Raw genomic sequence first — 12837 nt, 5'->3', positions numbered from 1 at the left:
CACGGGTTGCCCATCATGCGGCGATCAATGCGTATGTGTGCCGCGCGATCATCAGTTCCTCGTCAGTCGGCACGGCGTAGACGGCGACCGTGCTATCGTCGCCCGAAATCAACAGCTCGCCTACGGCGTTTCGCCTCCTATCGAGCTTAGCGCCTAACCATTCCAGCTTCCGGCTTATCCGCTCGCGCATCACAGGTGAGTTTTCCCCGACGCCTGCGGTGAAGACAAAAGCGTCCAATCCGCCGAGCGCGGCCGCCAGCATGCCGGCATTGAGGCCGATGCGATGCACGAAATGATCGAGCGCGAGTGCCGCACCCGGCTCCTCGCTCGCCAGCAGGTCGCGCACGTCGTTGCTGAGGCCTGAGAGCCCCTTGAGGCCGGATTCCTTGTAAAGAAGATCCTGCAGCTCCCGTGCGCTCATGCCGTGCTGCTGGAGAAGATAGAGAAGCACGCCCGGGTCGATCTGGCCGCAGCGCGTGCCCATCGGCAGGCCGTCGAGAGCCGTAAAGCCCAATGTGCTCTCCACGCTTTTTCCCCCGCTGAGCGCGCACATGGAGGCACCGCTTCCGAGATGCGCGACGATGACCCGCCCGCCGATATCGGGCGCGATCTCGGCCAGCTTTCCGGCGACATATTCGTAGGACAGGCCATGGAAACCATAGCGCCGCACACCCTCGTCGAAATAATGGGCGGGAATGGCATAGTGGTCGGCCATCGGATCGTGGCCGCGATGGAAGGCGGTATCGAAACAGGCGACCTGGGCAAGCTGCGGCTGGTGTTCGAGCAGCACGCGGATGGGCGCAAGATTGTTCGGCTGATGCAGTGGCGCAAGCGGCGTGTAGCGTTCCAGTTCCCGCAGCAGCTTTTCATCGATGCGCAACGAGCGCATATGGTCGGGCCCGCCGTGGACGACCCGATGGCCGACCGCGATCAACTGCCCCTGGTGCCTCTCACGCAGCAATTGTCCGACCACCCGCGTGGCAGCGGGAAGATCGGGAACGGCCTCGCGGGCATAGTCTTCGTCCGCCAGCCGGTCACCGCCGGCGCTCTTGATGGTCAGGTGCGGCGCGGTGCCGATGCCCTCCATCTTTCCCTTGATCTGCCGCGCAAGCGAGCCTTCCACGGAGAAGACTTCGAATTTCAGGCTGGAGGAACCGGCATTGACGACGAGGATCGTATCCATGGCATCAACCGCCCTGTATCGGCGCCGTGCGGCGGCGCGCTTCGGCAAAGAGCACCCCGACAGCGCAGGAGGCGAGGCGCGCCCGCACGCTATCGGCCCGCGATGTCAGGATGATCGGCACGCGCGCACCAAGGACGATACCTGCCGCATCCGCCCGTGCCAGGAAGGTGAGGTTCTTCGCCAGCATGTTGCCGGCCTCGAGATTGGGAACGACGAGGATCTGCGCCCGGCCGGCGACCTCCGACTGGATGCCCTTGATCCTTGCGGCTTCCGGATCGATCGCATTGTCGAAGGCGAGCGGACCGTCGAGGATGCCGCCCGTGATCTGACCGCGCTCGGCCATCTTGCACAATGCCGCCGCGTCGATCGTCGATGGGATCTTCAAGGTGACCGTCTCGACCGCCGAAAGGATCGCGACCCGCGGCGTGCCAAGACCGATCTCGGTGAAGAGATCGATGGCGTTCTGAATGATGTCGCGCTTGGCATCGAGATCTGGCGCGATGTTGATGGCCGCGTCGGTGATGAAGAGCGTTTCGGCATAGTTCGGAACGTCCATCACGAAGACATGGCTGATCCGCCGCGCGGTCCTCAATCCCGTCGTCGACGAGGTCACGGCCCGCATCAACTCGTCCGTATGCAGGCTGCCTTTCATCAACAGGTCAGCGCGGCCTTCACGGATAATCTCCACGGCTTTGGCGGCGGCCGCGTCACTGTGCGGAGTGTCGACCAGCTCGAAGGGCGAGATATCGATGGCATGGGCCTTTGCAGCAGTTCGCACCTTTTCCGCCGGCCCGACAAGGATAGGACGCATCAGCCCGTCTTCAGCCGCCTCGACAGCCCCTCGCAACGATGTCTCGTCGCAGGGATGGGCGACGACTGTCGTCATCTGAGGCGCCTGCCTGGCCTTGGCGATCAGCCGTTCATACTTTTCGTGCCGCCTGGCTTCGCCAGGGTTTTCCCAATCCGGCATGTGCCTGTGCTCCCTCTTGAAAGACGCGTTCAACTCCCGATGCAGTCGGCTATTTCACGCGCCTGACGGCTCTGAGCGGCGTCGGGCTGTCCGGCGAAACTGGCCCCGCGAGCGGCGCTTGCGAAAGGCCGAAGAGGTTGACGATCTTCTGCCAGCGCTGTTCGGCCTCACCGGAGAGAGCGCCGCGTGCGGTCAGCACCTCGCGGAGCGAGGACAAAGCGTGACGACGATCGTCCTCGTCGGTCGGCAGAAGATACGGGATCGCATCGACGGCCGCCTGCTCATCGATGACGAGCATGAGGAACTGGTCGCGGATCAGGGCCTTGAATTCGCCAAGTGTCATCGCCGGCATTCCGTCCTCGGTGCGCCGCATCCGACGGATGGCGGCAAAACCGCGCTCGTCGGCCGCACCGTTCGCCATCGCGACATAAAGCAGGCTGCGCGCCAAGCCTTCCTTCAGGCCGCCCTTGTCTATCTGAGCCTTCAGTTCCTCGATCCTCGCTTTCAGCACCTGTGCATGCAATCCGGTCTTGCTCGCGCGCCGGTGCGGTCTCTCGTCCGCCGGATTTATGCCGACCGCCGCCTGCAGGAACGGAGACCCATAGATGGTCAGGAACGCCGCCTCGCTGAGTGTCTCGATGCCTTCACGCCATGCATCGAGCCCGGCAACCATCTGGCGCGAAAAGATTTGCTCCAGGGCGAGGAACGGATTGTCGGCAGCAACGGGATGGCGCTCCTCCGCCACATCGACGGCGAGGTCGGCGATGCGCGACATCCAGGGATTGAGGTCGGAAAACAGCTCATAATGCAGCCGGAGCGGATGGAGCCTGCGCATCTCTTCGGCCGCCTGTTCCGGCACCATCGCGCGCACGAAGGGCTGAACGAAGGTGCGGTAGAGCGACAGGTTGATCTCCGAGACCTTGGCTGCCGTCGCAAAGCGCCTGTCATCGGCGGCATTGTTGCAGCCGAGCGCACTTATATCGTCCAGCGTCCTTTCCTCGCAGCGCATGATCCAGTCGCCCTCGACGAGATCGCCGCCGACAGTCGCATCGGTCTTGGCTTCGAAAATCGCTTCATAGAGCCCCGGCGGCAGTGCATCGATGAGATCGATATTGCTGGAGAATTCTCCGTGCTCCTTGCGGGCGACGCTCGCCGACACGAAGATGCCGAGATGGCCGATCTTTTCATGCACCGTGTAGACGATCGTCTGCCCGTGCGAGCGGATTTCGTTGACGCTGTCATAGAGATCGGTGATCCAGCCGAGCGCCTGGGCAGGCGGAGTGATATTGTCTCCCTTGGAGCAGAAGACGACGATCGGCGCACGGATATTCCTCAGATCAATCGCCTCGCCCTTCGAGGTCTCGATGCGGCCGGCGGCGAGATTGTTGCCGACGAAGAGTTCGTCGACGATGAACTGGATTTCCTCGGCGTTAAGGTTGACGTGATTGCCCCACCATTGCTCGAAGCCGAGATAGCGCGGCGCTTCGGTGTCGATCTTGGAATAGAGGTTATATTGCTTGGTCCAGAGCGTATTGGCGGGGTTCTGGTTCTCGAAATTCTGCACCAGCCAGGCGCCGTCGAACTTCCCGTGGCCGAGATCGCCGGCAAGCGCCGTCAGCCAGGTGCCGCCGAGCAGGCCGCCGGTATAGCGCATCGGATATTTGCCGCGTTCACCCGCCCAGTAAGAAAGAGGGGCGCCGGCAATGATGATCGAGCCGAAGAGTTCCGGGCGCATGGCGGCCAGCATCATCACAGCCCAGCCGGCCTGGCAGTTGCCGATCACACAGGGCTTGGCATCGGCGCCGGGATGCAGCGAAATGACCTTTTCCAGAAAGATCGCTTCGGCAAGCGCAATATCCTCGATCGTCTGACCAGCCACTGGCTCCGGAAGGAAGCCGATGAAATAGCAGGGGTGCCCGGCGTTCAACGCGACCCCGATTTCGCTGTCGGCCTTGAAACCGCCAATACCCGGTCCGTGCCCGGCGCGCGGATCGACGACGATGAAGGGCCGGCGCGTCTCGTCGATCTCTGTGCCGGATGGTGGAACGATGCGGACCAGCGCATAGTTGACGGGCCGCTTCAGCGTGCGACCATCGAGCAGAACCTCGGGCGTGAAGCTCAATACATGCGGGGCTTCCGCTTCGGAATGGACGCGATATTGATTGCCGCGCTGGCGCATTACATCCCAGTAGAGGACACTGCGCTCTGCGGCGTCCCTGACATAATCGAAAGCAAAACCGGCTGGGCGGAGGTGCGTGACGTAATCAAGCTTGGGGAGATGGGAAGGATACCGCATGCCAAAACCTCCTGGCTCACCGCTCTCGGCGGGAGCTCAAAGACTTAATGCTGGGTGATAATCTCGATCCTCGTGCAGGGCTGGCGTATGGCGGCCACACGCCCTCTTAGCACTTGCAGCATAAGCGCAGCGCGCTGCCTCACCAACGTATTTTACGGTAGCATACACGGCGGTTCGCCGACCTGACCGGGAAAGGTCACTGGTAGCCTGAACAAATCAAGATCGACGGCGACGCTGTGCCCCACGGCCGGATTCGGGTCAGCCGAGCGCGTGACCGGCCAATGCGTATATTTTCGGCGTGGCCGCGTGCCGGCGTTCCCGCACTGCCAGCCATGGGCGGCCGCGCGACATGGTGGTGACGGTGTCAAAAACGGAAAGGCCGCATTGGGAGAGGAAGTCGGAAAAAGCTCCGCTTTTCTCCCGTGTGTCGAGCCGCAGGAATTTGCCCGCATGCTCGGCGACGTGGGGGCGGATGACGGCGATGGCATCCGCGTCGCTTGAGGCCGCCACCGGGCCGATGACATGGCCGCGGCCGAACCGCCGGCAGAAGGAGAAGGCCTCGATTTGTCCGTCGCGGATCAACCCTAAGCCGCTGGACGAAGGAAGAATTCGGGCAAGGAGCGCGGTGCGATCGGCGCCGAAGGCCTCTTTGTCCAATGCAGTTATGGCCGCTAGGTCTGCGATATCGAGCGCGCGGAGTTCGGCGCCGGGCGGCGTTTCCGCGGGAGCGGGAGAGAAAGCCTCGCCCTGACATTGGGAGACGACGGCTTCCGTGGTGAAGTCGAGGGAATGATAAAGGCGTTTCGCCGCCCGCGTGGAGTTGAGACCCAGATTGTGTTGGGGAATCTCGGTAAGGACGTGGTCCATCAGCCATTGGCCGGCGCCCCGGGCCTGCAGGCGCGGCGAGGTGATGACGAGACCGATCGTGGCGAAATCCTCGCCATAGGCAAACCACATGGCCGATCCGAGAACGCGATCGACTTCGTCAAGCGCGACCACGCCCTTGCCTAGCTCGCGGACGAATTGCCAATCGTCGGCGCGATGCGGCCAGCCCACCCCGATCGACAAGGCATGCAATTGTTCGAGATCGACCGTATTGATGTCGGCGATGCGCATCTCGAAGCTGTCGACCAGTTTCGATTTCCCAGCGGCCACGCGCTTCCTCCAAAATTGATCCCCATGGCAACGCCGGCCAAACGCATGGCCGGACGTCCTCTCTCAACCAGACTATAGGAAACCCGCCAGCAGAAATCGCTGGTGAATCCCATGCAGACGCAACAATCAACCAAATCGGTGAAGCTTTCGGCATCTAAAGCCTCGCGTCCTGGAAAAGATTCCAGTCGGCGGTGTCGCCATTCACTCAAGGGGTTGGGAATGTCTGCTCCCGTCAGCGCTGATCGCCCGTTCAAGGCCCTGCCGGCCACCTCCGCGGTCGAGATCCTCCACAAGCTTATCGGCTTCCCCTCCGTCGTCGGCACGCCCAATGGCGCGATGGTCGACTGGATCGATGCCTATCTCCGCTCCTTCGGGATCGAAGCCCGTATCCTTCCCGGTCCTGAGGGCGACCGCGCCAATCTCTTTGCGATCATCGGCCCCTCGGACAGGCCGGGCTACATCCTTTCCGGCCATATGGATGTCGTCCCCGCCAACGAAGCCGGCTGGAGTTCCGATCCCTTCGTGCTGAGAGCCGAAGGCGAGCGGCTCTATGGCCGCGGCACTTCCGACATGAAAGGTTTCCTCGCCGCAGTCCTTGCCGCCGTTCCCACGCTGACGGCAAGCCCGCTTGCGCGCCCGATCCATCTCGCCTTTTCCTATGACGAGGAAGCCGGCTGCCGCGGCGTGCCGCACCTGCTTGCCCGGCTGCCCGATCTCTGCGCGCAGCCGCTCGGCGCGGTGATCGGCGAACCGAGCGGCATGCAGGCGATCCTCGCCCACAAGGGCAAGGCCGCCGCCCGCATCACCATCAAGGGCCGCTCCGGCCATTCCTCCCGGCCCGATCTCGGGCTCAACGCCGTGCATGCCATGGCCGACGTGCTGAACGCGGCGATCGCAACGGCGCAGGATCTGGCCGACGGTCCGTTCGACGACGCATTCGAACCGTCCTACTCGTCCCTGCAGGCCGGAACCGTCAGCGGCGGTCAGGCTATCAACATCATTCCCGATCTCTGCACGCTGGAAGTGGAGGCGCGGGCCATATCCGGCATCGATCCCGTCTCCCTGCTCGCCGGCGTGCAGGATGCTGCGGAGCGCCAGAAGGCGCCGGGCTTTGACGTCGAATGGGAAATTCTCAGCGCCTATCCGGCTCTGTCGCTGCCGCCGGGTGCACCCCTCGCCGGCCTCCTGCAGGAATTGACCGGCAAGACGCCGCTAGCGGCCGTCAGCTACGGCACGGAAGCCGGCCTCTACCAGCGCGCGGGCGTAGATGCGATCATCTGCGGTCCGGGCGATATCGCCCGTGCGCACAAGCCTGATGAGTTCATTCTCACGAGCGAGCTTGCCGCCTGCCAGGCGATGATAGAGGCGCTCGCCGCCCGCTGCCGCGCCTGACTTTTCCAGCCAAGGATTCCGGACGATGACCTTTCTCTTCAATTCCGATACCCGCCGCGGCGCCGTCTTCCAGGAAATCTTCGCGCGCGAGCTGCCGGACCTGCCTTTTTCGATGGAGCCTGCGAGCGTCGATCCGAACGCCGTGCGCTACCTGATCAGCTGGACGGTCCCTGCCGACCTCTCGCGTTACCGCAATCTCGAAGTGCTGTTTTCCATCGGCGCCGGCGTCGATCAGTTCCAGATCGGCGACGTGCCTGATCATGTGAAGATGGTGCGCATGGTCGAGGAAGGCATCGTGCGCATGATGCAGGAATATGTGACGCTTGCCGTGCTGGCGCTCCACCGCAACCTGCCCGCCTATATCGGCCAGCAGCGCGATCGGGTCTGGAAGGCTCTGCCGCAGCTTCAGGCGCAAGAGCGTCGCGTCGGCGTGCTCGGCCTCGGCGTTCTCGGCCGGGCCGTGCTCGAGCGGTTGAAGCCTTTCGGGTTTCCCCTGTCGGGCTGGAGCCGGTCGCAGCGTAATATCGAGGGGGTGGCCTGCCATGCCGGCGATGCCGGGCTCGAGGCCATGCTTGCCGAAACCGATATCCTGGTCTGCCTCCTGCCGCTGACCGATGAGACCCGCAGCTTTCTCAACGCCGGTCTCTTCGCGCGCCTGCCGCAGGGAGCGGCGATCGTTCATGCCGGCCGCGGGCCGCAGCTCGACCACGAAGCCCTGATTGCGGCTTTGGATAGCGACCATCTTTCCGGCGCAGTGATCGACGTCACCGATCCGGAGCCGCTGCCGACGGACCACGCCTTCTGGAGCCACCCGCGCATATTGCTCACCCCTCATGTGGCGAGCGTCACCCAACCCAACACCGCTGCATGCGCCGTCGCCGACAACATCAAGCGGATACGTGCCGGCCTGGATCCGATCGGATTGATCGACCGCCGCCGCGGCTACTGACACTTCAAAGAAAGGAAAACCCATGCCCCTTCTCAAGACCATCGACCCGAACCCTTCCTTCGCGCCGCGTGAAAACCTGCCGCTGCCGGAGCGGCTGATCTCGGGCAATCCGGAGTTCAAGACCTGGGCGCAGGATGTTGCCCGCGGCGAGATGATCCATACCGGCGTCTGGGAAGCCACCCCGGGCGTCACGCGCTCGATAAAGGGCGAGACCTTCGAATTCTGCCACATCCTGTCCGGCGTCGTCGAAATCACTGGGGAAGGTGCCGATCCCGTCGTCTACAAGGCGGGCGACAGTTTCGTCATGAAGCCCGGTTTCGCCGGTGTCTGGAAGACCATCGAAACGGTCCGCAAGATCTACGTCACCGTCATGGCCTGAAGGCGCCAAACAATAAGCTGTCGGGCGGCGGCAGAACGGGTTTTTCCGCTGCCCTCCCCGCCGTCATCGGATCAAGCTACTTCGGCCGATCGGTTAGCCTTGCTCTCAGTGATCCGAGGTATTGCCATGACGCTGAGTTTCGATCCCGACAGTCTTTCCCTTCCGATCGGCCATCTCATTGGAGATCGCCTCATACCGGCGAACGGCGTCATCCCGATGCGCCGCCCTTCCGACGGCAAGGCCTATGCCGGTTGCCCCATTGCCGGCGAGGATCTGGTCGATCAGGCCGTTCAAACGGCGAAGACGGCGCTGAAAGCCAGCAACTGGGGCGGCGTTCGCCCGCGGGAGCGCCTGAAGGTGCTGCATCGGTGGGCCGACCTGATAGAAGCGGAAGCGCCTCACCTGGCAAGGCTGGAGGCGCTCTCGTCGACGCGTCCGGTCGGCCATCTAGTGGAGGGCGACATTGCGGTTTCGGCGGAACAGATCCGCTTCTTCGCCGAGTTTGCCGATAAAGAAGGCAGCGATCTCGTGCCGACCGATGACGGCAATCTCGGCATGATCATGACCGAGCCCTATGGCGTCGTCGGCGCGATCACGCCGTGGAATTTCCCGGTCTCGATGGCGGCCTGGAAGCTCGGGCCGGCGCTTGCCGCCGGCAATGCGGTGGTTCTGAAGCCATCCGAGATGACGCCCTTCTCGACCATCCATCTTGCCGAACTCGCGCTCCGCGCCGGCCTGCCTGCCGGGCTGATCAATGTCGTGCTGGGGGACGGCCCGGTCACCGGCACTGCGATAACGGGCCATCCCGACATCGGCAAGGTGAGCTTCACCGGCTCGACGCGGGCGGGATCGGCGATCATGGAAAACATCGCCCGAACCGGCATCAAGCCGATGACGCTGGAGCTTGGCGGCAAGAGCCCGCAGCTCGTCTTTGCCGATGCGGATCTCGACAAGACGGCGGCCGCGATCGCCGCCGGGATCATGAGCAATGCCGGCCAGGCTTGTGTCGCCGGCTCCCGTCTCATCGTCGAGGAGGCCATTGCTGGCCCGCTTGTGGAAGCAATCGTTGCCCGGATGAAGACCGCCGTTGCCGCTCCCACCTGGGATGGCGCGGCGCAATATTGCCCGATCATTTCCGAGAAGCAGCAGGATCGTATTCATGCGATCGTTTCCGCGGCCATCGAGGCCGGCGGCGAATGCCTGACCGGCGGCAGGCCGATGGATGCTCCCGGCTATTTCTACAGCCCGACCCTGATTGGCGGGATCGACGGAAATTCGCCCGCCATCACCGAAGAGATTTTCGGTCCGGTGCTGACGGTTCAGACATTCCGGGACGAGGAAGAAGCGCTCGCGCTGGCGGATCATCCGACCTATGGACTTGCCGCCGGGCTCTTCACCCGAGACCTTTCCCGGGCGATCCGGCTCACCCGCCGCCTGCAGGCCGGAACCGTCTGGGTCAATCGATACAACCGCTCGCGCGATCATATCCTTCCCACCGGCGGCTACAAGCAGTCGGGCATCGGTAAGGATCTCGGCCGCGAGGCCTATCATGCCAACCGCAAGAGCAAGAGCGTCTTGATCAGCCTTTGAGGAGGATATCGCCATGACAACCTACCGGATCGCTCTCATTCCCGGCGATGGCATTGGCCCCGATGTCACCGCCGCCGCCTGGTCGGTGCTTGAGAAGGTGGCCGACAAGACCGGCTTCACGCTCGAAGGCGAAGAGTTCCCCTGGTCCTGCGCCTTCTACAAAGAAACCGGCACGATGATGCCGGCCGACGGCATCGAGACGCTGTGCGGTTTCGACGCCATCCTGCTCGGTGCGGTGGGATGGCCGGCGGAGGTGCCGGATTCGGTGTCGCTGCATGGCCTTCTGCTGCCGATCCGCAAAAGCTTCGTGCAATATGCCAATATCCGCCCGCACCGCCTGCTTCCGGGCGTCAAGGGACCGCTGAGGTCCGATGGCTTCGACATTCTCTGCATCCGCGAAAACACCGAGGGCGAATATTCCGGCGCCGGCGGCCGCGTCCATCAGGGCACGGCGGACGAGGTGGCTGTCGAGACCTCGATCTTCACCCGCACGGGCGTCGAGCGCATCCTGCGCTTCGCATTCGAACAGGCGCGCGCCCGCCGCGGCAAGCTCGCCTCGGTGACGAAATCGAACGCCCAGAAATATTCGATGGTCTTCTGGGACGAGATCACCCGCAAGCTTGCCGGCGAATATGCCGATGTGGAGGTGACGAGCTATCACATCGATGCCATGGCGGCGCGCATGGTGATGGCGCCGGAAAGCCTCGACGTGGTCGTCGCCTCCAATCTCTTCGGCGATATCCTCACCGATCTCGGCGCCGCCATCCAGGGCGGGCTAGGCTTTGCCGCCTCGGCCAACATCAATCCGGATCGCAGCGCGCCGTCGATGTTCGAACCCGTGCACGGATCGGCCCCCGACATTGCCCATCTCGGCATTGCCAATCCCATCGCCGCCATCTGGTCCGGCGCCATGATGCTCGAACATCTCGGAGAAAAGGCCGCTGCCGGCGCCATTATTGCCGCGATCGAACGAACGACCGCCGACGGCATCGGCACGGTCCCGGGCAAGGACAGGACCGAGGCGATCACCGCCGCCATTCTCGCTCAGCTTTGATTTTCTTCACCGGGGACAGATAGATGCAGAACTTGAAGGAAGCCGGCCTCTTCCGGCAACAGGCGCTTGTCGGCGGAAGGTGGATTCCCGCCGCATCCGGCAACAGCGTCGACGTCATCGATCCGGCCAGCCAGGCGATCATCGGCACGGTGCCCGATATGGGAAGCGCCGAAACGCGGGCGGCAATCGAGGCCGCGGAGGCAGCCTATGGCCCGTGGAAGAAGAGGACGCATGCCGAACGCGCAGCACTTCTCGAGGCATGGCACGCCCTGATGATCGAACATATCGAGGATCTCGCGCTGATCCTGACGACGGAACAGGGCAAACCGCTCGATGAGGCCCGCGGCGAAATCCGCTACGGCGCTTCCTTCATCAAATGGTTTGCCGAGGAAGCCCGCCGCATCGGCGGCCACACGATCCCGTCGCCGACGCCGGACCGGCGCATCGTCGTCTTGAAGGAGCCGGTCGGCGTCTGCGGTATCATCACGCCCTGGAATTTCCCCAATGCGATGATCACCCGCAAGGTCGCGCCCGCACTTGCCGCCGGCTGCACCGTCGTTATAAAGCCCTCCGAATTCACACCCTATTCGGCGCTCGCCATCGGCTGGCTTGCCGAAAAGGCCGGCATTCCGGCCGGCGTGATCAACATCGTCACCGGCATGCCCAGCGGGATCGGCAACGAGATCATGGCCAACGAGACGGTCCGCAAGATTTCCTTCACCGGCTCGACCCGCGTCGGTTCGCTGCTGATGCGCGGTGCGGCCGACAGCGTGAAGCGGCTTTCCCTGGAACTCGGCGGCAATGCGCCGTTCATCGTCTTCGACGATGCCGATATCGATGCCGCCGTCGAGGGCGCCATCGCCTCGAAATTCCGCAACGGCGGCCAGACCTGCGTCTGCGCCAACCGTATTCTCGTCCAGGCCGGCGTTTATGACGTCTTCGCCGCAAAACTTGCCGTCCGCGTCGACAGGATGAAGGTCGGCCCCGGCACGGAAGCCGGCGTTGCGATCGGGCCGATGATCAATGAAGCGGCGATCGCCAAGATCAACCGCCATGTCGAGGATGCCCTTACCAAGGGTGCCGCGATCGTCACAAGAAGTGCGGAACTGCCGGCCGGCAGGCAATATACGGCACCCATGGTTCTCACAGGCGCCACCACCGACATGCAGCTCGCCAGCGAAGAGACCTTCGGTCCGGTCGCGCCACTCTTCCGCTTCGAGACCGAGGAAGAAGCGCTCGCGATCGCCAACGGCACGCCTTACGGCCTCGCCGCCTATTTCTATACGGAAAGTCTGAAACGCGCCTGGCGGGTTGGTGAAGCGCTTGAGTTCGGCATGATCGGCCTCAACACCGGCGCGATTTCGACCGAAGTCGCCCCGTTCGGCGGCGTCAAGCAGTCGGGGCTCGGCCGCGAAGGCGCGCAGGCCGGCATCGAGGAATATCTGGAAATGAAGTCCTTCCACATCGGTGGGCTCGCCTGAGCAGATGGGATAATCGGCTTGGTGCCCATCTTTGACGGTGAGGAAGGTGCTGCGCTTCGAGTTGATGGTAGAACGTGGTCTGAGCCATCAGCCACAAGCATCAGAAAGGAAGCGCAGCATGAAGCATTATGCCGGTCTCGATGTTTCCGTAAAGGAGACTTCCGTTTGTATTGTCGATGAGAATGGAAAAGTCTGCCGGGAACGTAAGGTGGTCAGTCACCCGGAAGATCTCATCACACTTCTATCCGATCCGCAGTGGCGTATTGAGTGGATCGGTCTCGAAGCGGGCCCGCTATCTCAATGGCTGTTCGAGGGCCTGGCCAAGGTCGACCTTCCTGTGATCTGCATCGAAACCAGGCACACCAAGGCTTTCCTGAAAGCGCAGCCG

The 12837-nt window shown here is 63.2% G+C and carries 10 protein-coding genes and 1 pseudogene; 7 read left to right on the top strand and 4 right to left on the bottom strand.

The window, feature by feature from the left end; translation table 11 throughout:
* Positions 1-13: 13 nt before the first annotated feature.
* From EFQ99_RS31060 to EFQ99_RS31045, 4 genes are all read right to left on the bottom strand, one after another.
* Positions 14-1183 (bottom strand): acetate/propionate family kinase, encoded by a 1170-nt coding sequence (locus EFQ99_RS31060; RefSeq protein ID WP_126924887.1) that lies wholly within the window; start codon positions 1181-1183, stop codon positions 14-16.
* A gap of 4 nt (positions 1184-1187) precedes the next feature.
* Positions 1188-2153 (bottom strand): phosphate acetyltransferase, encoded by a 966-nt coding sequence (locus EFQ99_RS31055; RefSeq protein WP_126924886.1) that lies wholly within the window; start codon positions 2151-2153, stop codon positions 1188-1190.
* A 49-nt stretch (positions 2154-2202) separates the two neighbouring features.
* Positions 2203-4449 (bottom strand): DUF3141 domain-containing protein, encoded by a 2247-nt coding sequence (locus EFQ99_RS31050; protein WP_126924885.1) that lies wholly within the window; start codon positions 4447-4449, stop codon positions 2203-2205.
* A 258-nt stretch (positions 4450-4707) separates the two neighbouring features.
* The gene (locus EFQ99_RS31045; RefSeq protein WP_245441612.1) at positions 4708-5565 is read right to left on the bottom strand and encodes a GNAT family N-acetyltransferase; all 858 of its coding nucleotides are present in this window, start codon (positions 5563-5565) and stop codon (positions 4708-4710) included.
* Positions 5566-5823: 258 nt separating this feature from the next.
* Here EFQ99_RS31045 and argE point away from each other — a divergent pair, with 258 nt between their 5' ends.
* From argE to EFQ99_RS31010, 7 genes and pseudogenes are all read left to right on the top strand, one after another.
* Entirely contained in the window at positions 5824-6996 is a 1173-nt protein-coding gene (gene argE / locus EFQ99_RS31040) for an acetylornithine deacetylase (protein WP_126924883.1), read from the top strand.
* Positions 6997-7021: 25 nt separating this feature from the next.
* Positions 7022-7945 carry a 2-hydroxyacid dehydrogenase gene (locus tag EFQ99_RS31035; RefSeq protein WP_126924882.1) on the top strand — a complete coding sequence of 308 codons (924 nt, stop codon included), beginning with the start codon at positions 7022-7024 and terminating at the stop codon, positions 7943-7945.
* 22 nt (positions 7946-7967) lie between these two features.
* A complete protein-coding gene (locus EFQ99_RS31030; protein WP_126924881.1) occupies positions 7968-8324 on the top strand; it encodes a cupin domain-containing protein in 357 nt (118 codons plus the stop codon).
* A 126-nt stretch (positions 8325-8450) separates the two neighbouring features.
* A complete protein-coding gene (locus tag EFQ99_RS31025; protein ID WP_126924880.1) occupies positions 8451-9914 on the top strand; it encodes an aldehyde dehydrogenase family protein in 1464 nt (487 codons plus the stop codon).
* Positions 9915-9927: 13 nt separating this feature from the next.
* Positions 9928-10968, top strand: coding sequence for a tartrate dehydrogenase (locus tag EFQ99_RS31020; RefSeq protein ID WP_126924879.1), 1041 nt, complete (start codon positions 9928-9930; stop codon positions 10966-10968).
* Positions 10969-10991: 23 nt separating this feature from the next.
* A complete protein-coding gene (locus tag EFQ99_RS31015; RefSeq protein WP_126924878.1) occupies positions 10992-12449 on the top strand; it encodes an NAD-dependent succinate-semialdehyde dehydrogenase in 1458 nt (485 codons plus the stop codon).
* 118 nt (positions 12450-12567) lie between these two features.
* Positions 12568-12837, top strand: a pseudogene (locus EFQ99_RS31010) (IS110 family RNA-guided transposase); the annotation flags it as partial.

Origin of the sequence: Rhizobium vallis, from assembly GCF_003985155.1 — a bacterium.
Taxonomy (GTDB): Bacteria; Pseudomonadota; Alphaproteobacteria; order Rhizobiales; family Rhizobiaceae; genus Rhizobium; species Rhizobium vallis.
This window is presented reverse-complemented; position numbering and strand designations above follow the sequence as displayed.

Coding starts and splice junctions, on each gene's coding strand:
- EFQ99_RS31060 (WP_126924887.1), bottom strand. CDS start 1,183: ATGGATACGATCCTCGTCGTCAATGCCGGTTCCTCCAGCCTGAAATTC.
- EFQ99_RS31055 (WP_126924886.1), bottom strand. CDS start 2,153: ATGCCGGATTGGGAAAACCCTGGCGAAGCCAGGCGGCACGAAAAGTAT.
- EFQ99_RS31050 (WP_126924885.1), bottom strand. CDS start 4,449: ATGCGGTATCCTTCCCATCTCCCCAAGCTTGATTACGTCACGCACCTC.
- EFQ99_RS31045 (WP_245441612.1), bottom strand. CDS start 5,565: ATGCGCATCGCCGACATCAATACGGTCGATCTCGAACAATTGCATGCC.
- argE (WP_126924883.1), top strand. CDS start 5,824: ATGTCTGCTCCCGTCAGCGCTGATCGCCCGTTCAAGGCCCTGCCGGCC.
- EFQ99_RS31035 (WP_126924882.1), top strand. CDS start 7,022: ATGACCTTTCTCTTCAATTCCGATACCCGCCGCGGCGCCGTCTTCCAG.
- EFQ99_RS31030 (WP_126924881.1), top strand. CDS start 7,968: ATGCCCCTTCTCAAGACCATCGACCCGAACCCTTCCTTCGCGCCGCGT.
- EFQ99_RS31025 (WP_126924880.1), top strand. CDS start 8,451: ATGACGCTGAGTTTCGATCCCGACAGTCTTTCCCTTCCGATCGGCCAT.
- EFQ99_RS31020 (WP_126924879.1), top strand. CDS start 9,928: ATGACAACCTACCGGATCGCTCTCATTCCCGGCGATGGCATTGGCCCC.
- EFQ99_RS31015 (WP_126924878.1), top strand. CDS start 10,992: ATGCAGAACTTGAAGGAAGCCGGCCTCTTCCGGCAACAGGCGCTTGTC.